Origin of the sequence: Kribbella sp. NPDC056861, assembly GCF_040687575.1 — a bacterium.
Taxonomy (GTDB): Bacteria; Actinomycetota; Actinomycetes; order Propionibacteriales; family Kribbellaceae; genus Kribbella.
In genome coordinates this window covers 884,925-907,964 of the sequence record NZ_JBFBNQ010000004.1, presented here as the reverse complement: position 1 = coordinate 907,964, position 23,040 = coordinate 884,925, and the positions used below count along the sequence as shown (strand labels likewise).

20 protein-coding genes are annotated in these 23,040 nt (G+C 69.7%); 13 read left to right on the top strand and 7 right to left on the bottom strand.

Annotated elements, in window-relative coordinates; all coding sequences use genetic code 11:
• Nucleotide 1 precedes the first annotated feature (1 nt).
• A complete protein-coding gene (locus tag AB0P21_RS23830; RefSeq protein ID WP_363699341.1) occupies nt 2–2,416 on the top strand; it encodes a helix-turn-helix domain-containing protein in 2,415 nt (804 codons plus the stop codon).
• A gap of 57 nt (nt 2,417–2,473) precedes the next feature.
• Here AB0P21_RS23830 and rsrA read toward each other — a convergent pair whose 3' ends face one another.
• The 5 genes from rsrA to AB0P21_RS23805 all read right to left on the bottom strand — a co-directional run bounded on the left by rsrA (nt 2,474) and on the right by AB0P21_RS23805 (nt 5,947).
• On the bottom strand, nt 2,474–2,761 hold the full coding sequence (gene rsrA / locus AB0P21_RS23825) for a mycothiol system anti-sigma-R factor (protein WP_363699340.1): 288 nt from the start codon (nt 2,759–2,761) through the stop codon (nt 2,474–2,476).
• Nucleotides 2,758–3,399 carry a sigma-70 family RNA polymerase sigma factor gene (locus AB0P21_RS23820; RefSeq protein ID WP_363699339.1) on the bottom strand — a complete coding sequence of 214 codons (642 nt, stop codon included), beginning with the start codon at nt 3,397–3,399 and terminating at the stop codon, nt 2,758–2,760. The genes rsrA and AB0P21_RS23820 overlap by 4 nt, the downstream gene beginning before the upstream one ends.
• Before the next feature lie 118 nt (nt 3,400–3,517).
• Entirely contained in the window at nt 3,518–4,150 is a 633-nt protein-coding gene (locus AB0P21_RS23815; protein ID WP_363699338.1) for an alpha/beta family hydrolase, read from the bottom strand.
• 51 nt (nt 4,151–4,201) lie between these two features.
• Nucleotides 4,202–5,002 (bottom strand): SOS response-associated peptidase, encoded by an 801-nt coding sequence (locus AB0P21_RS23810; RefSeq protein ID WP_363699337.1) that lies wholly within the window; start codon nt 5,000–5,002, stop codon nt 4,202–4,204.
• 129 nt (nt 5,003–5,131) lie between these two features.
• Nucleotides 5,132–5,947 carry a hypothetical protein gene (locus AB0P21_RS23805; RefSeq protein WP_363699336.1) on the bottom strand — a complete coding sequence of 272 codons (816 nt, stop codon included), beginning with the start codon at nt 5,945–5,947 and terminating at the stop codon, nt 5,132–5,134.
• Nucleotides 5,948–6,185: 238 nt separating this feature from the next.
• Here AB0P21_RS23805 and AB0P21_RS23800 point away from each other — a divergent pair, with 238 nt between their 5' ends.
• From AB0P21_RS23800 to rsgA, 10 genes are all read left to right on the top strand, one after another.
• Complete coding sequence (locus AB0P21_RS23800; protein ID WP_363699335.1) at nt 6,186–8,441, top strand: sigma-70 family RNA polymerase sigma factor; 2,256 nt, start codon at nt 6,186–6,188, stop codon at nt 8,439–8,441.
• Between the two features lie 271 nt (nt 8,442–8,712).
• The gene (gene aspS / locus AB0P21_RS23795) at nt 8,713–10,002 is read left to right on the top strand and encodes an aspartate--tRNA(Asn) ligase (RefSeq protein ID WP_363699334.1); all 1,290 of its coding nucleotides are present in this window, start codon (nt 8,713–8,715) and stop codon (nt 10,000–10,002) included.
• 39 nt (nt 10,003–10,041) lie between these two features.
• Entirely contained in the window at nt 10,042–11,316 is a 1,275-nt protein-coding gene (locus tag AB0P21_RS23790) for an ArgE/DapE family deacylase (RefSeq protein WP_363699333.1), read from the top strand.
• Between the two features lie 23 nt (nt 11,317–11,339).
• Nucleotides 11,340–13,994 (top strand): AAA family ATPase, encoded by a 2,655-nt coding sequence (locus tag AB0P21_RS23785; RefSeq protein ID WP_363699332.1) that lies wholly within the window; start codon nt 11,340–11,342, stop codon nt 13,992–13,994.
• A gap of 137 nt (nt 13,995–14,131) precedes the next feature.
• Nucleotides 14,132–14,839 carry an alpha/beta hydrolase gene (locus AB0P21_RS23780; RefSeq protein ID WP_363699331.1) on the top strand — a complete coding sequence of 236 codons (708 nt, stop codon included), beginning with the start codon at nt 14,132–14,134 and terminating at the stop codon, nt 14,837–14,839.
• 48 nt (nt 14,840–14,887) lie between these two features.
• Nucleotides 14,888–15,682, top strand: coding sequence for an alpha/beta hydrolase (locus AB0P21_RS23775; RefSeq protein ID WP_363699330.1), 795 nt, complete (start codon nt 14,888–14,890; stop codon nt 15,680–15,682).
• 85 nt (nt 15,683–15,767) lie between these two features.
• On the top strand, nt 15,768–16,493 hold the full coding sequence (locus tag AB0P21_RS23770; protein ID WP_363699329.1) for a DsbA family oxidoreductase: 726 nt from the start codon (nt 15,768–15,770) through the stop codon (nt 16,491–16,493).
• Between the two features lie 68 nt (nt 16,494–16,561).
• Nucleotides 16,562–17,152 carry a DoxX family protein gene (locus tag AB0P21_RS23765; protein WP_363699328.1) on the top strand — a complete coding sequence of 197 codons (591 nt, stop codon included), beginning with the start codon at nt 16,562–16,564 and terminating at the stop codon, nt 17,150–17,152.
• Nucleotides 17,153–17,273: 121 nt separating this feature from the next.
• A complete protein-coding gene (aroA, locus tag AB0P21_RS23760; RefSeq protein WP_363699327.1) occupies nt 17,274–18,545 on the top strand; it encodes a 3-phosphoshikimate 1-carboxyvinyltransferase in 1,272 nt (423 codons plus the stop codon).
• The gene (gene rsgA / locus AB0P21_RS23755) at nt 18,545–19,537 is read left to right on the top strand and encodes a ribosome small subunit-dependent GTPase A (protein ID WP_363699326.1); all 993 of its coding nucleotides are present in this window, start codon (nt 18,545–18,547) and stop codon (nt 19,535–19,537) included. The genes aroA and rsgA overlap by 1 nt, the downstream gene beginning before the upstream one ends.
• Before the next feature lie 3 nt (nt 19,538–19,540).
• Here the strand turns inward: rsgA and AB0P21_RS23750 are convergent, their stop codons facing one another.
• Nucleotides 19,541–20,035: a DUF2231 domain-containing protein gene (locus AB0P21_RS23750; protein WP_363699325.1), complete on the bottom strand. Its 495-nt coding sequence runs from the start codon at nt 20,033–20,035 to the stop codon at nt 19,541–19,543.
• Between the two features lie 120 nt (nt 20,036–20,155).
• Between AB0P21_RS23750 and hisN the strand changes: the two genes are divergently transcribed.
• Nucleotides 20,156–20,938 (top strand): histidinol-phosphatase, encoded by a 783-nt coding sequence (gene hisN / locus AB0P21_RS23745; protein WP_363699324.1) that lies wholly within the window; start codon nt 20,156–20,158, stop codon nt 20,936–20,938.
• A 51-nt stretch (nt 20,939–20,989) separates the two neighbouring features.
• Nucleotides 20,990–21,793, top strand: a complete 804-nt coding sequence (locus AB0P21_RS23740) for an SAM-dependent methyltransferase (protein ID WP_363699323.1) — start codon at nt 20,990–20,992, stop codon at nt 21,791–21,793.
• Here the strand turns inward: AB0P21_RS23740 and AB0P21_RS23735 are convergent.
• Entirely contained in the window at nt 21,790–23,013 is a 1,224-nt protein-coding gene (locus AB0P21_RS23735; protein ID WP_363699322.1) for an MFS transporter, read from the bottom strand. The two genes, AB0P21_RS23740 and AB0P21_RS23735, sit on opposite strands and share 4 nt — an antisense overlap.
• Nucleotides 23,014–23,040 lie beyond the last annotated feature (27 nt).

Genomic DNA, 23,040 nt, shown 5'->3' with positions numbered 1-23,040 from the left:
CGTGGAGACGCTGGCCGAGTTGCTTCGGAAGTACCGGGTCGAGGCCGGGCTGACCCAGGCCGGGCTGGCGGAGAAGTCTGGGTTGAGTGAGCAGGCGATCAGCTTGCTCGAGCGTGGGACGCGGCGGCGGCCTCGGGCCGAGACGATCGAGGCGCTGGCGGGGGCGTTGGAGCTTGATGGCAAGGCGGTCGGCGAGTTTTTGCTGGCTGCCAAGGCGCCTCGGCGTCCAGTGGCTGAGCCGGTGGCGGCACCGGTGGAGCAGGCTCGGGTGCTGCCGCGTCAGCTCCCGCCGACCTTGTCTGACTTCACCGGGCGGGCCGCCGAGGTTGGTGACCTTGTGGAGGTCTTCCGGCCCACGGGCGAGCCGCCGGAGCGGGTTCAATTGGCTGCGGTGACCGGCATGGGCGGGGTCGGCAAGACCGCGTTGGCCGTGCATGTCGCCCACTTGGTCGGCGACAGCTTTCCCGACGGCCAGCTGTACGTCGACCTGCGCGGTTACGGCCCCGGTACTCCGCTCACGCCGGTCGAGGCGCTCAGTCAGCTGATCCGATCGCTCGGCCTCGATGACGACCGGACGGTCCCCTCGGGCATCAACGAACTGGCCGGCGTGTATCGATCCCGGCTGGCCGGGCAGCGAGTCCTCATCCTGCTCGACAATGCGAACAGCGCGGCCCAGGTGTTGCCGTTGTTGCCGGGAGCACCTGGATCGGCCGTGATCGCGACCAGCCGGCGGGCCCTGACCACCTTGCCGGGCTTCCGGCAGATCGCTCTGACGCCGTTGTCGGAGGCCGACTCGGTCGAGTTGCTGGCCACCATTGCCGGCCACGATCGGGTGGGCAGCGAGAGCGCCGCGGCTCGGTCGATCGCCAAGTTGACCGGCCGGCTGCCGCTCGCGGTCCGGCTGATCGGCGCCCGGCTGGCCGCGCGGCCGAGCTGGCCGATCGAGCACATGGTCAGCCAGTTGCGTGACGAGCACCGGCGGCTGGACGAGTTCGGGACCGGCGAGTCCGGCGTACGGGCCAATATCGCCGGCACCGCTGAATTCCTTGCCAGCAGCAACCAAAAGCTCGACCGGCAGGCCGCGGACGCGCTGGCGCTGCTCGGTCTGCCGGACGGCGCTGACCTGGGCGCGGTGACTGCTGCCCAGCTGCTCGACGTCTCCGAGGACACCGCCGAGCGGATCCTCGAGCGACTCGTCGATCTCAATCTGCTGTCCTCCGCGCTGCCGGGGCGGTACAGGATGCACGACCTGATCCGCACCTTCGCCCGCGAGCGCGCTGGGCAGACCTTGTCCGAAGGAGCCCGGACCGACGCCCTGGCGCGCGTCCTGCAGTACTACCTCGGCGTGGCCTGGCGAAGCCAGCAACTCACCCATCCAGACAGTCGCCGGCTCGGGCTCGCGACACCGCCCGCACGCGCGCTGCCCGAGTTGCCTGACGCGCCCACCGCGCTGACCCTCCTCGACCATGAGCGAGGCAACATTCTCGGGCTCGTCGCACAGGTCAGCGGGACGCCCGGGCTGCGCGAGTTCGTCCCCGAGCTCGCGCTGGCGCTCTTCGGGTACGTCGAGGTCAGATCGCGCTGGATCGAGATGCGCACGATCGACCGGACCGGGCGGCAGATCGCCATCGAGCTCGGCTACGACCGGCTGGCCGCGTGGCTCGAGCACGACCTGGCCATCCCCGATGCCGAGCGCGGCGACCTGGTCACCTCGCTCGCGCACCTGCGCGCGAGCCTGACGCTGTTCCGGGCCACTTCCGACCTGGCAGGGCAAGCTCGCTGCTGTACGTCGCTGAGCTACGTCCTGGAGCTGCTGGGTGAGCTGGACGAAGCGCTGGTGTGCGCCGAGGAGGCGTTGGCGCTGAGCCAGCGGATCGGCGACCAGAGCGTGGTCGGGATCAGCTATCTGGCGATGGGCCGGCTGCACAGCAGGCGTGGCGAGCTGGAGCTGGCCCGGGAGTCGTTCGACCTCAGCCTCGTACTGGCGGAGCAGTCCGGCAATCCACGGTCACTGGCGAAGCGTCAGCAGATCGTCGGGCAGGCCTATCTGGAGGCCGGCAGCACCGCGGAGGCAGGTCTGATGCTGAGCCGAAGCATCGACGGCTTCGGGCTGCTCAAGGACGGCGTCGCCCAGGCCGAGAGTCTGCAGCAACTGGCGATCACCTACTTGGCGGTCGGCGACCACTCCGCTGCGGCTGAGCAGGCGGAGGCCGGGCTGCGGCTGGCGCGTGCCTACGGCAATCACCAGCGGGAAGGGCTGTTGCTGATCGTGCTGGGCAAGATCTGTGCCGCCACCGGAGACCTGGCCGCGGCCACCAGCGCTTGGCGGCAGGCCTCAGCCGTGCTGCAGAGCGGCTTCCCGAACGACGAGGCCGCCGCCTCGCAGTTGCTCGCCGAGCACCAGACCGAGGCCTGAAAGCGAGCGAGACTCGCCGGACAGCTGTCCGGCGAGCCTCGATGCTTGGAGCTGTGGTCAGTCGGTGGAGACGATGGTGGTGGTTGTCGTCTCGATCCGGATCTGGGTCAGCCGGAGCAGGATCCGCTGCCGCAGCGCGTCCGGGGCCTGCTCGTCGCCGCAGGAGCGGTGCACCAGCTTCTTCACGCAGCGCTCGATGTCGTACTGGTCGAGACAGGGTGCGCACTCTTCGAGGTGCTGGCGGATCTCGTCGGTGGTGGCGTCCTCGAGCTCGTTGTCGATGAAGACGTACACACGTTCCAGGATCTCGCTGCAGTCCACGTCGTGGTCCTCGCCGCAGCTCACGACTTCTCCTCCTCGGCAGCCGCCGCGGATCCGTCCGCCGGCGCATCGTCTAGCGCGGGGATCAGGCCCCGCTCCCGGGCGTAGTCGGCCAGCAGCTCACGCAACTGGCGCCGGCCACGGTGCAGCCGTGACATCACGGTGCCGACCGGCGTCCCCATGATGTCGGCGATCTCCTTGTAGGCAAACCCCTCGACATCGGCCAGGTACACGGCCAGCCGGAAGTCCTCCGGGATCGACTGCAGCGCCGACTTCACGTCGGAGTCGGGCAGGTGCTCCAGCGCGACCGCCTCGGCCGACTTCAGCCCGCCGGGAGTGTGCGACTCGGCGGCGGTGAGCTGCCAGTCCTCGATCTCCTCGGTCGGCGACTGCGTGGGCTGACGCTGCCGCTTGCGGTACCCGTTGATGAAGGTGTTGGTCAGGATCCGGTACAGCCACGCCTTCAGGTTGGTGCCCGGCGTGAACTGGTGGAAGGAGCTGTACGCCTTCGCGAAGGTGTCCTGGACGAGGTCCTCGGCGTCGGCCGGGTTCCGCGTCATCCGCATCGCCGCGGCGTACATCTGGTCGAGGAAAGGCAGCGCCTCGCGCTCGAAGCGCTCGGTCCGCTGCTCGGGTGTCTCGGTGGTCGTGGGAGTCGGCATCGTGATCGAGAATACCGGGGTCTTCGCAGTCTTTCGCGCAGGAGCCAGACTCGTCGCCATCATGCTCATCACAACACGCCCGGCCGCGTGGTAATTCCCGCCGCCCGGCCGGGGTGGTTCAGCCCGAGATCTCCCGGGTGACCCACTCGAACACAGCTTCGACCAGCAGGTCGAAACTCTCGTCCTGGGTCAGCTCGGCCCGCTTCGGCACCTTGAACGAGTGGTCGCCGTCCGGCACCACTGCCATCTCGGTCAGCGGCGGAAACTCCTCCGGCGTACCGAACGGATCCCGCTCCCCCTGTACGACGAACGTCGGCAGCCGCGAGGTCTGCAGCTCGTCCACCCGCGACTTCTCCGGCCGGCCCGGCGGATGCAACGGAAACGACAACGCCAGTACGCCGGAAGCGCCCAGCCCCGCCGCGGTCCGGCAGGCCACCCGGGCCCCCGCGCTCCGCCCGCCCAGCACCAGCGGCGTCCTGATCCGCAACTGCCCGATGATCGCGATCCACGCCTCGTCGAGCACCTTCGGCGCCGGCGCCAGCTTCTTCCCGGCCCGCCGCCACGGCTGCTCGATCAGGAACACGTTCATGTCCTGCTTCGGCAACCGGGCCGCCAGCGCGGCCAGATCCCCGGCCTCGATCCCGCCACCGGCCCCATGACCGAGCGCCAGCGTCGCCACCGGCCGCCGCGCCCGATAAGCCACGATCCGAGCCTCACCGTGCGGCGTCGCCACAATCCGTTCGTCGGTCACGGCCCCATCCTGTCATTCCCGGCCGCCCCACCGCGCCACCTCGGGTTTCTCTCAGAACAGCGTGATCTCCTCCGGCTCCTCCGGCTTGTCGATCGGGTCGGTGCCGTCCGGGGGGAGCGGGTCGACCAGGTGGGGGCCGTTGTTCTTGACCGAGCTGACGGCCTTGGAGACCGCGTAGGCCTCCAGGCGGCCGGGCGCGGCGGGGACCAGGAGGTCGAGCAGCTCGTCGGGGTCGGAGGAGAGCGGGTCGAGCCAGGCGTTGTAGCGGTCGGGCTCGACCAGCAGTGGCATCCGGTCGTGGATCCGGCCGAGGTCGTCGGTGGACGTGGTGGTGAGGACGGTGCAGGTCCACAGCCAGGCGTCGTCGCGGTCGGCGTCGGCGACGGCCTTGTTGCGCCAGATCTCGTAGAGGCCGGCCATCGCGAGCACGCCGCCGTCGGCCGGGCGGATGAAGTACGGCTGCTTGACCGGCTTGCCGTTGACCTTCTCCTCGGCCGTGTACCACTCGTAGTACCCGTCGGCCGGCAGGATGCAGCGGCGGACGGCGAACGCCTTCTTGAAGGCCGGCTTCTCCGCGACGGTCTCCATCCGGGCGTTGATCAGCCGGCTGCCGATCGAGGTGTCCTTGGCCCAGGACGGCACCAGCCCCCACTTGACGGTGGTCAGCTTGCGGATCGTCTCGTCCGGGGCGTCCCGGTTCTTGCGCTCGACGACGGCGATCACCTCGTCGGTCGGCGCGACGTTGTAGTTGTCCGGCAGCTCCTGCACGGACTCCTTCACGTTGCCCGCGTCGATCTCGAACTCGACGACCAGATCAGCAGGATCCCGGCTCGATGCGTATCTCCCACACATAGCTGCAGCCTAGCCACCACGACGGACACTTTTCAGGACAGCGACGACGGATCGCCTACCCCGTGACAGGCGATCCGCCGTCGGCTCGATGCGTCCGGTCGTCCCCCTGTCGGCGGCCGGACGCAGGTCCTATGCGGGTCTTGCCAGTTCGTCCAGTACGCGGCCGCCCCACTGCTCGGCCGCGGGCAGTCCTTCGATCCACACCCGGGCCAGTTGCGGCTCGTCGGTGTCCAGCCGCCACTGGGTGATCAGCGCTCGGACCGTCTCGACCTGGTCCGGCAGGTTCGGGTCGCGATCGACGAGCGCCGCCGCGCGGCGTGCGCCGAGGCGGCCCAGTACGTCGCCGCCCGCGAACACGATCCGGAGGCACTCCGCGACGTCGATGAGCCGGAGCTCGCGTTCAAGGGGCGTGATGCCTGCCGGGTAGAGCGGCTCGACCACCACCAGTGCGTGCGTCGCCGGTACGGATGTTCCACGGAGATCGGCCTCCCGGTAGATCTCGCCGAGCCGGGACCGCAGGTGCGCCAGGCTGGACAGCCCGGTCAGCGGGTCCTCGCACGACAGCGAGTGCAGATAGATGAGTGATGCCTCGGCCCAGCTGGAACTGAGTGCGCGTACCGCGTCGAAGGCCGGCTCGCCCCCGGCGATCGAGCGGTACAGCGCACCCAGCCCATCCAGTGCCTCGAGCAGCGAGACTCCGTCTTCGGCCAATCGGCGTCCGACCTCGTCGCTCGCGGGCACCACATCGGCACCGTCTTGCAGAGCTTCGGCGATTGCCAGGTAAGCGCTGCGGTCGATGCCAGCAGTGCCGTGCGGCTCCCTCCTTCCGCACGGTTGCTCAGCAGACGACGCCTCCGGCCGGTCCCGGGCGAGCGACCCCGCCAGGTTCAGGGACCGGCTGGGACGTAGGTCGAGCCGTCGGCGGATGTCCGCGAACAGCGACATGTCCCCTCCTCGGGTGGTCCCTTCGTCTCCCGACCGGGTGGCCGGAAGCGTCGTTCTGGAGGTGAGACACCCGGCCGGCCGGTTCATGACGCGGATTTCGGAATCTTTTTTCGCGTAACCTCACAGCTGCCGCCGTCGTCATGTTTAGGTGCGCCGATCCGTCCCTCATGGGAACCTTGATCCCGGCAACGACGTGACAGCCGGTGACGATGTAGTGACAAACCCAGGGGGAAGTCGAGTGGAGACGCCGGAAGGACCCAGTGACGCGGAGCTGATCGCGCGCGTCCGCAACGGCGACCTCGAGGCGTACGGCGAGCTGTTCGGCCGCCACCACCAGGCCGCCGAGCGGATGGCCCGCCAGCTGGTGCCGGCCAACGACGCCGACGACCTGGCCAGCGACGCCTTCGCGAAGGTGCTCGATGCCCTCCGCAACGGCGGCGGCCCGGACATCTCCTTCCGCGCGTACCTGCTGACCACCGTCCGCCGGGTGCACGTCGACCGGATCAGGTCCGGCCGCAAGGTGCAGACCACCGACGACATCGCGGCGTACGAGCGGGAGCCGCAGGGGTTCGACGACCCGAGCGTGACCGGCTTCGAGAGCGGCGCGGCGGCCAAGGCCTTCGCCTCGCTGCCCGAGCGCTGGCAGGCCGTCCTGTGGCACACCGAGGTGGAGGGCGAGAAGCCCGCCGCCATCGCTCCCCTGCTCGGCCTGACCGCCAACGGCGTCTCCGCCCTTGCCTACCGCGCCCGCGAGGGACTGCGGCAGGCATACCTGCAGCAGCACCTGGCCGACGTCGCCGGTGACCGCTGCCGCTGGACCACCGAGCGCCTGGGCGCCTACGTGCGCGGCGGCCTCACCAAGCGGGAGAACAAGAACGTCCGCGAGCACCTGGACGACTGCGCCAAGTGCACCGCGGTCTACCTGGAGCTCGTCGAGGTCAACAGCGCGCTGCCTGCCCTGCTGGCTCCGGCACTGCTCGGTACTGCGGGCCTCGGCTACCTGGCCGCCGCCTCCGGGGTCAAGGTCGGCATCGCCGGCTTCCTGGTCACCGGCTGGCAGAAGGTCACCGAGAACAGCACCCGGGTCGCTGTCGGCGGAGGCGCTGTCGTGGTCGCCGTCGTAGCAGTGATCGCCGCAATGGCTCTCACCGGCAACGAGACTCCCCCGGCAGCGATCGACAAGCCCCCGACGCAGCAGCCGACACAGCCACCGGTCAATCCGCCGGTGAAGCCTCCCGTGAAGCCGCCGGTAGTCAAACCGCCGCCGGTGAAGCCCCCGGTGGTCCCGCCGACCACTGCGCCGGACCCGACGACCGCGCCGACTGAGCCGACCAGCGAGCCGACCCGGCCGACGCCGACCGTCCCCACCCCGACGCCGCCGGAGCCGACCACCCCGATCCTCGACGAGGGGCTGCTGACGATCAGCGCCCCGACCGGTGGCGGAGCGCCGGGCGGGCGCGCGCCGTACGGGCCTGCCACCCGCGCCGAGGCAGTCGAGGAGGCCGCGGCGAACCCGACGTGGCTGATCAAGATCAAGGTGCCGGCCGGTAACGCGAAGCCGGTGACGATCGGCATCAAGTACGGCTCGTCCCTGAAGTGGCCGTTGAGCGGCAGCCCGGCCGGCTGGAGCTGCTCTCAAGCGAGCGGCAGCTGCACGGCTACCGACCCGGCGGCACCCTCTACCCTGCCGGTGTCCTTCGCCGACCCGAGCGGCGGCACGGCGGCCCAACGCACGTTCACCGTCTCGGCCAAGAGCGGCCGCCTGTACGACGACGACTCCGAGACCCTGGCCGCGCCGGTCCCCCCGCCGCAGCCGCGCCTCGACGAAAACCTGCTCAAGCTGAGCACCACCAAGACCTCCCCGGACACGTACCTGCGCACCATCACCGTTGCCCCCGGCACCCGGACCAGCGTCACGGTGAAGCTCCAGTACGGCGCAGCGCTCTCCTGGCCGCTCACGGGCAACCCCACTGGCTGGAAGTGCACCCCCGCCAGCCGCACCTGCACCGCGACCAACCCGGCCCGGCCTGCTCCGCTGTACGCCGAGTTCGCAGTACCGGATCGTGCTGCTGCGTACTCCGTAGCGGCGACCGCGGGCCTGCTGTACGACACTGACTCCGAGACGCTGCCCGGCCCGCAGTCGGACGAGTCGCTGCTGACGATCGTCACCCCTGACCCGCACCACGACCCGAACCCGTTCGTCTACAACCGCTTCCTCACCATCGGCGGCACCACCGGCCGGGTCACCCTGGAGATCTCCTGGGGCCGCAACCTGTCCCTGGTCTCCTACTTCAACAAGGGCTGGACCTGCTCCCGCTCCACCGACGTCCGCCGCGCGACCTGTACGACGAACAACTACACCCGGCCGCTCAACTCCGAGTGGGCGGCGTGGCCGGGGTCAGGCGCGTCGAACACGATCACGGTGACGGCGAGCACGGTCGGGCGGCATGACACCGACACTGCTGGGATTCCGCCGGGGAAGACCAAGCGGTAATCGGTTTGGCCCGGCCCCGGGCAGCGCACTACCCTGAACACGTTCGTGGTGACGGAACCAAGTAACAACCATCACCCCCACGCAGGAGAGAGTCGCCGGTAGCTGGGAAGGCGATGCGCGGGGCGGTCGCGAAGACACTCCTGAGCGAATGCACGGCAAGAGGCCGGAGCACCTCCCGAAGGTGCGCCGGTGAAGGTGTGGTGGCACCGCGAGATTCCCCTTCGCCCACACCTCCGGGGTTCGAGATAACCAACGGAGGTGAACAACAGCGATGCGCATTCTCAACCACGAGATCCCCTCAGCAGTAGGCCAGACCGTCACGGTGGCCGGCTGGATCCATCGAAGACGACGGCTGGCGGCCGTCAGTTTCCTGGTACTACGGGACCGCTCCGGCCTGAGCCAGATCGTCGTCAAGACGCCGGAAACCCAAGCCCAGCTGGACGAACTGGGCGAGGAGACTGTCGTCCAGGTGACCGGCACGGTCGCCGCCAACCCACAGGCGCCGGGTGGGGCCGAGATCGTCGACCCCGTCATCGAGCCGCTGACCGAGCCGGCCGAGACGCCACCGATCGAGCTGTGGCGTCCATCGGTCAGCGCCGGGCTGCCCGTAGTACTGGACAACGCTCCGGTCGCCCTGCGCCACCCGGCGATCCGCGCCAACTGGGAGGTCGCGGCGGCCGCTCTGCACGGCTACCGCAGCTCGCTCGACAAGCAGGGCTTCACCGAGATCCAGACCCCGAAGATCGTCGGTACTGCGACCGAGTCGGGCGCCAACGTCTTCGCTCTGGACTACTTCGGTGGCCCGGCGTACCTGGCCCAGTCGCCGCAGTTCTACAAGCAGACGATGGTCGGCGTCTTCGAGCGTGTCTACGAGGTCGGTCCGGTGTTCCGGGCCGAGCCGCATGACACGGTCCGGCACCTGGCCGAGTACGTCTCGCTCGACGCGGAGCTCGGCTTCATCTCCGACCACCGCGACGTCCTGGCCGTACTGCGTAACGTCCTCGCCGACATGCTCCGGTCAGTCGGCGACCGAGCCGGTACCGCGCTGGAGCGGCTCGGCGTCACCTTGCCGGAGATCCCCACCGAGGTTCCCGTCCTGCACTTCAGCGAGGCGCTGAAGCTGGCCGGCGCCAACCCCGACGAGCCCGACCTCGCCCCCGCCGACGAACGCGCGATCGGCGAGTGGGCGCTGCGCGAGCACGGCAGCGAGTTCGTCGCGGTGGAGGGGTATCCGATGGTCAAGCGGCCGTTCTACACCAATCCGCAGCCGTCGGACCCGCGCTGGTCCAACTCGTTCGACCTTCTGTTCAAGGGAGTCGAGCTGGTCACCGGCGGCCAGCGGCTGCACCGCTACAGCGACTACGTGGCGGCGCTCGCGGCGCGCGGTGAGTCGGCCGACGCACCGGAGTACCGGTCGTACTTGCAGACGTTCAAGCACGGGATGCCGCCGCACGGCGGGTTCGCGATCGGTCTGGAACGCTTCGTCGCGCGGCTGACCGGGGCCGAGAACGTTCGCGAGGTCACCTTGTTCCCGCGCGACCTGCACCGGCTCACGCCCTGAGGTTGTGACGGATCGCTCGCCTCACTCGGCAGCCGGCTGATGGATGATGTCGGCATGCTGAGTGAGGTCGAGCGGGACGTGCTGGCAGCCGTGGACGACGCGCGGATCGTGGCGGATCTCCGGGAGCTGGTGCAGATCCCGAGCGTCGACGGGACCCCGACCGAGAACGAGATCCAGGGCTGGGTCGCCGGACGCCTCCGCGAGGCCGGCCTGGAGGTCGACCACTGGCAGTTCGACCTGCCCGCGATCACCGGCGACCTGGACTTCCCCGGCTGGGAGGTCGAACGGGCCGACGCGTGGGGCTGTGTCGGGGTGACACCAGGCGGCGGTACGCCGGGACTGATCCTCAACGGCCACGTCGACGTCGTACCGGTCGGCGACCTGGCAGCGTGGCCGGACGGCGATCCGTTCTCCGCGCGAGTGAGCGACGGCATCATGTACGGCCGCGGCACCTGCGACATGAAGGGCGGGGTGGCGGCCGTCATCGGCGCCGTCGCCGCGATCACTGCCGCCGGCGTGACCCTGCGGAAGCCCGTTGCCGTCCATACCGTCGTAGGCGAGGAGGACGGCGGGTTGGGCGCGTTCGGCACGCTCAAGCGCGGCCACAGCGGCGAGGCCTGCCTGATCGCCGAACCGACCGCCCGCGGCGTCATCCCGGCCAACGCCGGCTCACTCACCTTCCGGCTGGAGGTCCCCGGCCTCGCCACCCACGGCTCAACTCGCACCCGGGGCGTCAGCGCGATCGACAAGTTCGCCGTGATCCAGCAGGCGCTGGTAGCGCTGGAGATCGCGCGCAACCGCGACCCGCACCCACTGCTCAAGCACCTGGACCTCGCCAACCCCCTGTCGGTCGGCACCGTCCAGGCGGGCGACTGGGCGAGCACTGTCCCTGACCTGCTCATCGCAGAGGGCCGGTACGGCGTACGCCTGGGCGAGGCGGTCGATGAGGCCCGGCAAGCCTTCGAGCAGGCAGTAGCCGAGGCCTGTGCCGCCGACGAGTGGCTGCGGGAGCACCCGGCGAAGATCACCTGGCCGGGTGGGGTGTTCGCGTCCGGACTGCTACCGGAGGGCGATCCGCTGCTGGACGACACCTTGCAGGCGGCAACGGCTGCGGGGGCTCCTGGAGTACCGGAGGTGATTGGTGGGCCGTATGGGTCCGACCTGCGCCAGTACGCCGCTGCCGGAATCCCCACGCTCCAGTACGGTCCCGGCGACGTCCGCTACGCCCACGCTGCCGACGAGCACGTTTCGCTGGCAGAGGTTCTCCACTGCGCCCGCGCCTACGCTCTGCTTGCTGTCCGCCGTTGTAGCTAGCGCTGGGTGGTAGAAATTGCTTCATGGAACCGCTGCGGGGACGCTCAGCCGAGCTGGGCCAACTGCTGGCGACCATGCGCGCGGCGGAGGGCGGCACTGCCTCCCTGACCGTAGTGACCGGCGAACCAGGCATCGGCAAGTCAGCCCTGATCCGAGCCCTAGTGGAGCAGGCGGAGCGGCACGGCCTGCTAGTAGCCCAAGCAGCCGCCCACCAGACGGATGAGCTCAGCCCACTCGCCTCACTCGCCCCTGCCCTCCGGAGCGGTCCCGAGCCGCTCATCAGCACCGAACACTTCCTGGAGCTCGCAGCCCTCAACGGCCAGCCCCTGTGGCTGGGTGAGCGGCTGGCTGACCTCATCGGCAAGCGCTTGGACGGCGTACCGGCGCTGATCGTGCTCGACGACGCGCAGTGGGCCGACCCACTGACCAACTTCGTACTGCGCGTCGTCATCGCGCGGCTGAGTCTGGCGAAGGTGATGTGGGTCCTCGCGACTCGCCCCGCGCCCGGCGCGATGCCCGACCAGGTCGTCGACGCGATCCGGGACCAGTTGCCGATCCACGCGATCCAGCTGGCTCCGCTGAGCACCGAAGCCGTACTGGAGTTGGCAGCAGACCGGCTGGGTGCTCCGATCGATCCGGCGCTGTCGGTTCGCTTGAGCGGAGTACAGGGGGTTCCGTTCCTGGCAGAGCAGCTGGTGGCCGGGCTCTACGTCACTGACCTGCCTGACGGCCTGGTGGAGGGCGTACGCCGACGGGTGAGCAGTACTTCGGAGCTCTGTCAGGCGTTGCTGCGCACGGCTGCGGTGTTCGGCAGTGAGTTCCAGCTGGAAGATGTCGCCGCGCTGATGGGTGAGTCGATCGCGAAGCTGGCCGGGCCACTGGACGAGGCGATTCGCTCGGGGCTGCTGGCCGATGGGAGCTCGACCCTGAGTTTCAGGCATGAACTGCTGCGGGCCGCAGTACTGGCTGAGGTGCCGCCGTCGGCTCAGCGTGCGCTGCATCGGGCGATCGCGGATCAACTGCTCGCGAGCGGCCGAGGGCCGTCGGCAGCGGCGCCGCACATCCTGGCCACTGCTGCGGTTGGGGACGTCGCGGCCATCAACACGCTCAGGGCCGCCGCCAAGGATCTGCTCGCGACGATGTCGATCACCGCGCTCAACGTGATCCAGCAGACCTTTGAACTAACCCTTGTAGACGACGAGTTCCGCGGTGAGGTCGGTGAGGATGTCATCGCCATCCTGCTCGTCGCCAGGCAGTTCAAGCAGGCCGAAGCCTTCGCGGCCGACCTGCTCGGCGGTACTGCGCTCTATCGCGGGCCGGTGTCGCCTGACCTGCGAGCGTCGATCGTGCTCCGACTACTGCCGCACCTGTGGGCGACTGGCCGGCTGGACTCGAGCGAACTGGACATCCCCGGGACCTCTGCACCACTCACCGAACGGCTCCAGGCGTATCGGGTCCTAGCTCAGCGCGAGGACCCCTTCGAGAGCAGCGACCCAGTCGCCGCGGGCATCCAGCACCTAGCAGCAGCCGAGCGGGCACAGCAGGCCGGCCGGTACGCCGAGGCGCGCGACCTGTACCGCGAGGCACGGTCGGCCGCCGGCGAGCAGGTCGGCAGCCACCCGGCCATCCACATCGAGCTCGCCGAGCTGTTCTGCCAGGCGCAGGCCGACGATCTCGCCGGCGCACTCGACCGGCTGAAAGAACTCCTCGGCACCAGCGACTCCTGGCTCGCACCCCAACTCTCCGTCCTCCGTGCCCGGCTGGAACTTGCCACCGGCAACCTTTCCGCGGCAGCCGAAGCCGCCAACGCCTGCATCCGCTGGAGCACCGAGGTCTTCGACTCCTCCGCAGAACCCACCGCTCGCCAGATCCTGGCCCTGATCGCTCTCCTCAAGGGCCGCCTCACCGAGGCACGTGAGCAAGCCCCCGACGACCAGATCCGGGCCCTGCTGGCGGTGGCCGACGGCGACTCCACCGCAGCCGCCCGCCTCCTCGACACCCCGCTCGACTACCCCGAACGCCACGACCTGCTGATCATGGCCGCCACCAGCACCACCAACCTGAAGACGGCAGACCACGCCGCGCAGCTGCTCACCGAACAAGCCAACGCCACTCCAACCGTCACCTTCCAAGCCGCCGCACAACTCGTCGCAGCCCACAATCAGTTGCACCAGGCAACAGCTAACCAAGAGACAGCAGCCGGTGCGGCTCGGGCCAAGCTGGCCGCCGTGGTCGACCTGCTCGGCGACTCACCCCGCAAACTGCTGGTCGCGCGCGCCCACGAACTGTTCGGCCGAGCCGAGCTCGAGACCGGCGACCGAGCCACCGGCGTCGCCGCCCTGGAGCGAGCACTCGACAAACTCACCCAACTCGGCGCTACCGCCCCCGCCGCCCGGGTACAGGCGACTCTCCAGGCCGCCGGCGTACGCCGACGCAAGTGGGCCGCCGTACAGCATCGTCCAGAGTCCGGCTGGGAAGCACTGACTCCGATGGAACGCCGAGTCGCCCTCCTGGTCGCCGAGGGCCACACCAACCGATCGGCAGCCGACGAGCTGGTGCTGTCGGCGAGCACCGTCGGCACCCACCTGAGGGCCGCGTTCGGCAAGCTCGGGGTGAATTCGCGGGTCCAGCTGACCCGCCTGGTGCTGGAACGCTTCGCCTCTCCCCCAAACGCATGAGATTCGGGTGCACCAGGTGACCTGACCGCCTGGGAGCACCCACTGGAGTTCCGCTGTTCGGTCGATTCGGCGGCTCATCCTTCCGAGGTTCTATTGCGGTGCTGGAAAACCCCACCGGAAGAGAACGAGGAACCAAAATGAGCGAGCAGACCCCCACCGTCGTCCTGGTCCACGGCGCCTTCGCCGACGCGTCGAGCTGGAACGAGGTCGTCGCCGACCTGACCGCCCGCGGCATCTCCGCACTGGCACCGGCCAACGAGTTGAGCGGCGCCGCCCGCGACGGCAGCCGGCTCGCCGCTCAGGTCCGCGAGATCGACGGCCCGGTCGTCCTGGTCGGCCACTCGTACGGCGGCGCGGTCATCACCGCCGCGGCCAACGAGGCCGACAACGTCACCGGCCTGGTCTACATCGCGGCCTTCGCCCCCGACGAGGGCGAGACCCTCGGCGGCCTGAACGAGAGCTTCCCGGCCACCGACTTCGGCGCCGGCCTCGCCCCGCACACCCTGCCGACCGCGGACGGCGGCGAAGAGGTCTGGCTGAGCATCGCCACCGACAAGTTCCACGCACTGTTCGCCGCCGACGTGCCCGACGCCCAGGCCGACGTGATGGGCCGCTCGCAGCGCCCGGTCGCCGCCGCCGCGTTCGGCGAGCCGGCCGGTGCAGCGAGCTGGAAGCGGCTGCCGACCCACTTCCTGATCGCCACCGGCGACCAGGCCATCCACCCCGACGGCGAGCGCCTGATGGCCAAGCGGGCCGGCGGCACCACGCTCGAGATCGACGCCTCGCACGCCGTCTCGGTCTCCCAGCCGAAGGCCGTCGCCGACTTCATCGCCTCCGCGCTCTGACCGTCCCCCCACCTAAAACCAAGCCTTAAACAATCAGGAGACAGCACTATGAACCCCGTTCGCCGCGCCCTCGTCATCGCCGCCAGCGTCGCCCTGCTGGCCACCGGCGCCACCGCCGCCACCGCGACCACCGACCAGCACCCGACCCCCAAGCCGACCATCGTCCTGGTCCACGGCGCGTTCGCCGACGGCTCCAGCTGGAACGAGGTCACCAAGAAGCTCCAGCGCGACGGCTATCAGGTCGTCGTCCCGGCCAACCCGCTGCGCGGCGTCGCCAGCGACAGCGCCTACCTAACCGGCGTACTGGCCGGCATCTCCGGCCCGAAGGTCCTGGTCGGCCACTCGTACGGCGGAGCGATCATCACCCAGCTCGCCTCCACCCCGGACATCAAGGCCCTCGTGTACGTCGGAGCCTTCGTCCCGCAGGCCGGCGAGACCCTCGGCGACCTCAACGCGAAGTACCCGGGCAGCGAGATCGGCCCCGACACCACCAACCTGATCACGTACGCCGGTGGCGCCGATCTGGTGATGCGGCCCGAGTCGTTCCGGACCGTCTTCGCCGACGACCTGCCGCGCCGCGAGCAGTCACTCCTCGGCGCCTCCCAGCGCCCGGTCGCCGCGGCGGTCTTCACCGAGAAGATCCTCAAGTCCGCCCCGGCCGCGCTGCCGAAGTACGCGATCGTCCCGACCAAGGATCGCGCCATCGCTCCGGCCGCCGAACTGTGGATGGCCCAGCGCGCCGGCGCCAAGATCGTCAAGGTCCAGGGCGCCTCGCACCTGGTGATGATCTCCGAGCCCACCCCGGTCACCAAGCTGATCGAGCAGGCCGCCACCACCCGCTGACCACCTTCCAGCCCAAGAGCGCGCACCCTCCGGGGCTGCGCGCTCTTGGGGAATACACCCCTTGAGCCGGCAGTTGTTGATCGTCATGCGCATCGATATCTGGTCCGACGTCGTCTGCCCGTTCTGCTACATCGGCAAGCGGAACCTGGAAGCGGCGCTGACCGCGACCGGCGAGCAGCCCGAGATCGTCTGGCACAGCTTCCAGCTCGACCCGTCGTCCACCAACGACGACCCGCGTGACCTGGCCCTCCGGCTCGGCGAGAAGTACGGCCGCGGCCGCGAGTGGGGCGAGCAGGCCAACGCGCAGGTGACCCGGACCGCCGCAGCGGCCGGGCTCGACTTCCACCTCGAGAACGCCAAGGCCGCGAACACCCTGGACGCCCACCGCGTCCTGCACCTCGCGCTCGAGCTCGCCGAGGCCGGCGGCGTACCGGCCGACACCCAGGACCGGCTCAAGGAGCGTTTCCTCAAGGCCTATTTCATCGACGGACTCCCGGTCGGTGACCATGCGACGCTGACCGAGCTCGCGGTCGAGACCGGGCTGCCGGAGGACCAGGTCGCCGAGGTGCTCGCCGGTACGGCGTACGCGGACGACGTGGCCGCCGACCAGGCCCAGGCTCTCGCGTACGGCGCGAACGGGGTGCCGTTCTTCGTGATCGACCAGAAGTACGGCGTCAGCGGCGCCCAGCCGGTCGAGGTGTTCCAGGAGGCGATCCGGCGGGCCAACGCCGAGCGCTCCCCGGTGACCCTGATCACAGCCTCTGGGACCACCGACGACGCCGCCTGCGGACCCGACGGCTGCGCGATTTGAGGCTGGGTACAAGACGCGCGGGGCACCTGCTGCCCCACCGGCATTGCCGGACCAGGTAAGAAGGAGACATGACTGTCGTGCGTGCACTGGCCAGGCCCTTGCTGTCCGCCATCTTCGTCGTTCAGGGTGCGCAGGCGCTCCGGAACCCAGAGCCGCATGTCGCGAAGGCGCAGCCGGTCGCGGACCGGTTCGTTCCGCTGATCCAGAAGGTGGCCCCGCCGCAGGTCGGCGACCGGATCCCGGAGAGCACCGTGAACCTGGTCCGCCTCAACGGCGCCGCCCAGGTGCTCGGCGGCCTCGCGCTCGCCTCCGGCAAGGGCCGCCGCCTCGGCGCGGTCCTGCTGGCCGGCTCGCTGGTCCCGACCACGCTGGCCGGGCACTCGTTCTGGCAGGAGACCGACAAGGCGGCCAAGTCGGCCCAGAAGATCCAGTTCCTGAAGAACCTCGGCATCATGGGCGGCCTGCTGCTCGCGGCCGTCGACACCGAGGGCAAGCCGGGCGTCGCCTGGCGGACCACCCACGGCGCGAAGGCCGTCAAGCGCGAGACCAAGCGTGGCGCCAAGCTCGCCAAGCGGGAGACGAAGCAGTTCGCCCGGACCGCGAAGCGCGAGGCCAAGCTGGCAGCCCGCGTCGCCAAGGCCGAGCTCCCCTTCAGCTGACCGCTCCCCCGCACGCTCCGAGGGCCGGATCCGAATTCACTGGATCTGGCCCTCAGCCGCATGCCCTAGGCTCGTGGTCGGCAGAACACGCAGATCTGGGAGCAAAATGGCAGGGAGCGAGATGGCAGGGCAGCAAGGCTGGCCGGCACCGTCGGCCACGGGCGCGGTCAGTGGACGGGTGACCGTTCCAGGGTCGAAGTCGATCAGCAACCGAGCCCTCGTGCTCGCCGCGATCGCCGACGGTCCCTCCACCCTGTCCGGGTTGCTGGCAGCCCGGGACACCACCTTGATGCGCTCCGCCCTCGTCTCCCTCGGCGTCGGAATCAGCGAGCAGGACGGCCTGGTCACCGTGACGCCCGGCTCCCTCAAAGGCCCGGCGAGTGTCGACTGCGGCCTGGCCGGCACCGTGATGCGCTTCGTCCCGCCGGTGGCCGCGCTGGCCGACGGCGAGATCGCCTTCGACGGCGACCTCTACGCCCGCGAGCGCCCGATGCACATCATCCTCGGCGCGCTGCGCACCCTCGGCGTCCAGATCGACGACCAGGGCACCGGCCGGATGCCGTACTCCGTGAGTGGCACCGGCTCGGTGCGCGGCGGCAAGGTCACCCTGGACGCCTCCGGGTCGAGCCAGTTCGTCTCCGCGCTGCTGCTGGCCGGCGCCCGGTACGACGAAGGCGTCGACATCCTGCACGACGGCAAGCCGGTCCCGTCCCAGCCGCATCTCGACATGTCCGTCGCGATGCTGCGCGAGCGTGGCGTCCAGGTCGACGACTCCGAGCCGAACCGCTGGACCGTTGCCCCCGGCCCGATCCGTGCGCTGGACACCGCGATCGAGCCCGACCTGTCCAACGCGGCGCCGTTCCTGGCCGCCGCGATCGTCACCGGCGGCGAGGTGACCGTGACCGGCTGGCCGGCCGAGACCACCCAGCCCGGTGGCCAACTGCCCGACATCTTCACCCGCTTCGGTGCCGACGTGACCCTGGACGGCGACAGCCTGACTGTTCGCGGCGGCGGCCGGATCAACGGCGTCGACCTCGACCTGAGCCAGGTCGGCGAGCTCACCCCGGTGCTCGCCGCGATCGCGACGCTCGCCGACGGACCGTCGTACCTGCGCGGGATCGCGCATCTGCGCAACCACGAGACCGACCGGCTGGCCGCGCTGGAGACCGAGTTCAACGCGCTCGGCGGCGATGTGAACCAGACCGCCGACGGCCTGGAGATCCGCCCGAAACCCTTGCAGACAGGGCTTTTCGGCACGTATCACGATCACCGGATGGCGCACGCGGCCGCAGTACTCGGCCTGGTGCTGCCCGGTCTGGAGATCGAGAACATCGCGACGACGGCGAAGACCTTGCCGGAGTTCCCCGAGCTGTGGTCGGCGCTGGTGAGCTGATGTCGAAGTACGACGAGGAATCCAAGTACGACCGGCCGAAGCGTCACACCCGGCCGCGGACCAAGGACCGTCCGACCTACGACGACGCGGTGATCGGGTTCGTGATCACCCGCGACCGCGGCCGCTACACCTGTTGGGTGGGCGAATCCGACCGCGTGGTCACGGCGATGAAGGCGCGCCAGCTGGGCCGCAAGGGCGTCATCGTCGGCGACCTGGTCAAGCTCGACGGCGACGCCACCGGTGACAAGGACACGCTGGCCCGGATCGTCGAGGTGCTCCCCCGCAAGACGCTGCTGCGCCGGTCCGCCGATGACGACGACCCGGTCGAGCGCCCGTTGGTCGCCAACGCCGACCAGCTCGTCATCGTCGTCTCGGTGGCCAACCCCGAGCCGCGCACCCGGCTGATCGACCGGTTCCTGGTCGCGGCGTACGACGCGGGCATGCGGCCGCTGCTCTGCCTGACCAAGACCGACCTGGCCGACCCGGATCACCTGCTCTCGATCTACCGGCCGCTCGGCGTCGAGTCCGTCGCCACCCAGCACAACGGCGATCTGAGCGAACTGTCCGAGCAGCTCCGCGACCGGACCAGCATGATGGTCGGCCACTCCGGCGTCGGTAAGTCGACGCTGGTCAACGCGTTGGTGCCCGGCACGAACCGCGCGATCGGCGTGGTCAACGACAACACCGGCCGCGGCCGGCACACGTCGACCAGCGCGCTGCTGCTCCGGCTGCCCGACGGCGGCTGGATCGTGGACACGCCGGGCATCCGGTCGTTCGGGTTGGCGCACGTCCAGCCCGATCAGCTGATCCACGCGTTCGGCGACCTGGCCGACGAGACACGCGACTGCCCGCGTGGCTGCACGCACTCCGAGGTCGAGCCGAACTGCGCGCTGGACGAGGCGGTCGAGGCCGGCCGGGTCGACCCCGAACGGGTTGCGTCGTTCCGCCGCCTGCTGGCCAGCCGCGAGGGCCGCGACCTGGAGACTTCCTAGAACTTATTTCGGCGGGAGCTGGCCGTCCCAGACAGCCTTCGCGCCGGCGTCACCGGTGCGGATGGTCTGGACGATCACCAGTACTCCGACCACTACGATCGCCGCACTCACGACCAGCTCCAGCGGCCGGCTCTTGGTTGCCTTGGCACCCTTTCCGCTGGCCAGCGCGGACGGCCCGCCGAGCAGCAGGAACGCCGCGATCGCCACCACGGCGAAGACCAGCACGAACAGGAACAGCAGATCGCCGCGGTCCTGGTGGACCTTCACCAGCGGCTGCAGTTGCGGAATGGCGGCGACGAACGCCTCACCACTCTCCTTCGCCACGAACGCGCAGACAACCGCCCCGAGCCCGAGCAGCAGCGTCGGCCAGCGCAGCAGCCAGCGCCACTTGGGCACCAGGGCGAAGACGATCGCGGTGAGCGCGGCGACCGGTAGCAGCAACACGGTCAGGTGGATCACCAGGACGTGCAGCGGAAGATCCCCGACGCGCTCGAACATTGACGCCTCCAGCAAGGTCGATGTGTTCTGACACTAGCTGCACGTTCAACCACCTCAAATGGTTCAACGGAGCCGAGACCGACCCGCAACCTTGGCCCGGCGCAGGCTAGCCTTCGGCTCATGCCCTCGCACACCGACGACTTGCGGCTCGCCCACATCCTGGCCGACGACGCCGACTCGACCACGATGGACCGCTACAAGGCGCTCGACCTGCATGTGGCGACCAAGCCGGACCTCACCCCGGTGAGCGAGTCCGACCGCAAGGTCGAGGACGTGATGCGCAAGACGCTCAGCCGGGCCCGGCCGCGGGACGCGTTCGTCGGCGAGGAGGAGGGCACCACCGGCTGGGGCATCCGGCGCTGGGTGGTCGACCCGATCGACGGCACCAAGAACTACATCCGCGGCGTCCCGGTCTGGGCCACCCTGATCAGCCTGATGATCGAGGACCAGGTCGTGGTCGGGGTCGTATCCGCGCCCGCGCTCGGCCGCCGCTGGTGGGCGTCGTACGGCGACGGCGCCTGGACCGGCCGCGCGCTGATGTCCGCGCAGCCCTGCCGGGTCAGCGATGTCGCCACCATCGAGGACGCATCGATGTCGTACTCGTCGCTGAAGGGCTGGGACAAACTCGGCCGCAAGGACCAGTTCGCCGGGTTGATGGACTCGGCCTGGCGGACCCGCGCGTACGGCGACTTCTGGTCGTACATGCTGGTCGCGGAAGGCGCTGTCGACATCGCGGCCGAGCCCGAGCTCAACCTCTACGACATGGCCGCGCTGTCGATCATCGTCGACGAGGCGGGCGGCAAGTTCACCGCGGTGGACGGCACGCCCGGCCCGAACGGGCCGAACGCCGTGGCCACCAACGGCCGCCTGCACGCCGAGGTGCTCGAACGGCTCAAGGGCTGATCGCCTAAAGTAGCCTCTGTCGGACCAGCCGTATCGGAAGGACAGATCGTCATGGGTGAAGGCCTGGTGATCCCCGGCGTCGACACGACCAAGCCGAGTATCGCGCGGACCTACGACTACCTGCTCGGCGGCAAGGACAACTTCGCCGTCGACCGGGCGCTCGGGGACAAGTTCATCACCGGCCTGCCCGGGTCGCAGGCGATCGCCTTCGACAACCGTGGCGCCCTGATCCGCGCGGTCCGGGAGATCGTCCGGACCACCAAGGTGCGGCAGTTCATCGATCTGGGCAGCGGTCTGCCGACGGCCGACAACGTGCACCAGGTCGCGCAGCGGTACGCGCCCGAGACCAAGGTCGTGTACGTCGACAACGACCCGGTGGTGCTCGCGCACGGCCGCGCGCTGCTCGCCGAGAACGAGAACACCGCCGTCTTCCAGGCCGACCTGCGGGAGCCGAAGAAGATCTTCGACAGCCCCGAGACCAACGCCCTGATCGACTTCGGCAAACCGGTCGCGGTGATCATGAGCGCGGTGCTGCACCACCTGAACGACGACGAGGACCCGGCCGCGATCGTCCGGTTCTGGTACGACCGGGTGCCGTCCGGCAGTTACTTCTTCATCAGCCACTTCCGCAGTGAGAACGACCCGCGCAGCGCCGAGATGCAAGAGGTGCTGCAGGGCTCGCTCGGCCGCGGCCGCTGGCGCACCGACGACGAGATCCTGGCCCTGTTCGGCGACGGCCTGACCGTGGTCGAGCCGGGCATCGTGCCGTCGATCGAGTGGCGCCCGGAGCAGCCGGTCGACGACCTCAGCGACTGGTCCCGGCTGATCGCGACCGCCCTGGCCGTCAAGCCCTAGGCGGGTTCCGCGGTGTCGTGGCGCTGCAGCCGCCACACCGAGGGGACCAGGAGTACGGCGATCACCACCACGAAGTGCAGGGCGGCGCCGTACAGTTCGACGGCCTTCGCGCTCGTCACCGCGGCCAGATAGCCGACCGACAGCTGCCCGACCGGTCCTGCGATGTACGACCCGATCATGTCGTACGACGAGACCCGCGACAGCTTGTCGAGCGGGATGTGCTGACCGAGCGCGGTCTCCCAGCCGATCCCGAACAGCTCGAAGCCGAGCCCGCAGACGAACGCCGCCCCGGCCACCGCGGCCGTGTACGGCGCCAGCGCCAGCACCAGGTACATCGGCACGATCGCCAGCATCCCGAACATCCCGATCCGGACCGGGAACCGCGGCTTGAGCCGGATCATCACGATGCCCCCGGCAATCAATCCGGCCCCGAAGAACGCGCTCACCACACCCCAGCCGACCCGGCCGAAGGTGTCGTCGGCGATCACCGGTCCGAGGGTCTGGTTGCAGGCGGTGAAGACCATGTTCAGCACCAGGAAGCCCGCCACGACGGTCCAGACCCACTGCCGGGACACGAACTCGGTCCAGCCGACCCGCAGGTCGTGCAGCATCGAAGTGTCCGACCTCTCGATCCGCGGGATCCTCAGCAGCGACAGCAGGTACGCCGCCAGGCCGAACGCCAGCGCGTCGACGGCCAGCCCGACGCCGGGCGAGGTCACGCCGACGATCACACCCGCCACCGCGCCACCGCCGATCAGCGCGATCGACCGGGCGAACCCGGAGACCGCGTTCGCCTGCGGCAGCTCGGACCGGTCCAGGATCGACGGCAGGATCCCCACCGTGGCCGGCAGCACGAAGGCGGAGGCGATGCCGTTCACCGCCTCGATCGCGGCCAGCTGCCAGATCGTCGCGTGCCCGGACAGCACCAGGATCGCCGCCAGCGCCTGGGTCAGCGCGCTGACCGAGTTGGCCACGATCAGCACCAGTTTGCGCGGCAGCCGGTCGGAGATGACGCCGCCGACCAGCAGGAACACCACGTTCGGGATGCTCCGGGCAGCCAGCACGATGCCGACCGCGCTGGCGGCGTCGGAGACGTCCAGCACGGCGAAGACGAGCGCGATCGGGGCGATCGACGACCCGAGCATCGAGACGAAACGGGCACTGATGAAGATGCGGACATCTCGATGGCGCAGTACGGCCAGATCCTCGCGCCAGGTCACTGTCTGTATTGTGCCAGACCTGCCGTT

Excerpts from the sequence above, each read along its gene's own strand:
- AB0P21_RS23820 (WP_363699339.1), bottom strand. The coding sequence starts at position 3,399 with ATGCCGACTCCCACGACCACCGAGACACCCGAGCAGCGGACCGAGCGC.
- AB0P21_RS23810 (WP_363699337.1), bottom strand. The coding sequence starts at position 5,002 with ATGTGTGGGAGATACGCATCGAGCCGGGATCCTGCTGATCTGGTCGTC.
- AB0P21_RS23805 (WP_363699336.1), bottom strand. The coding sequence starts at position 5,947 with ATGTCGCTGTTCGCGGACATCCGCCGACGGCTCGACCTACGTCCCAGC.
- aspS (WP_363699334.1), top strand. The coding sequence starts at position 8,713 with ATGCGCATTCTCAACCACGAGATCCCCTCAGCAGTAGGCCAGACCGTC.
- AB0P21_RS23790 (WP_363699333.1), top strand. The coding sequence starts at position 10,042 with ATGGATGATGTCGGCATGCTGAGTGAGGTCGAGCGGGACGTGCTGGCA.
- AB0P21_RS23785 (WP_363699332.1), top strand. The coding sequence starts at position 11,340 with ATGGAACCGCTGCGGGGACGCTCAGCCGAGCTGGGCCAACTGCTGGCG.
- AB0P21_RS23780 (WP_363699331.1), top strand. The coding sequence starts at position 14,132 with ATGAGCGAGCAGACCCCCACCGTCGTCCTGGTCCACGGCGCCTTCGCC.
- AB0P21_RS23775 (WP_363699330.1), top strand. The coding sequence starts at position 14,888 with ATGAACCCCGTTCGCCGCGCCCTCGTCATCGCCGCCAGCGTCGCCCTG.
- AB0P21_RS23770 (WP_363699329.1), top strand. The coding sequence starts at position 15,768 with ATGCGCATCGATATCTGGTCCGACGTCGTCTGCCCGTTCTGCTACATC.
- AB0P21_RS23765 (WP_363699328.1), top strand. The coding sequence starts at position 16,562 with ATGACTGTCGTGCGTGCACTGGCCAGGCCCTTGCTGTCCGCCATCTTC.
- aroA (WP_363699327.1), top strand. The coding sequence starts at position 17,274 with ATGGCAGGGCAGCAAGGCTGGCCGGCACCGTCGGCCACGGGCGCGGTC.
- rsgA (WP_363699326.1), top strand. The coding sequence starts at position 18,545 with ATGTCGAAGTACGACGAGGAATCCAAGTACGACCGGCCGAAGCGTCAC.
- AB0P21_RS23750 (WP_363699325.1), bottom strand. The coding sequence starts at position 20,035 with ATGTTCGAGCGCGTCGGGGATCTTCCGCTGCACGTCCTGGTGATCCAC.
- hisN (WP_363699324.1), top strand. The coding sequence starts at position 20,156 with ATGCCCTCGCACACCGACGACTTGCGGCTCGCCCACATCCTGGCCGAC.
- AB0P21_RS23740 (WP_363699323.1), top strand. The coding sequence starts at position 20,990 with ATGGGTGAAGGCCTGGTGATCCCCGGCGTCGACACGACCAAGCCGAGT.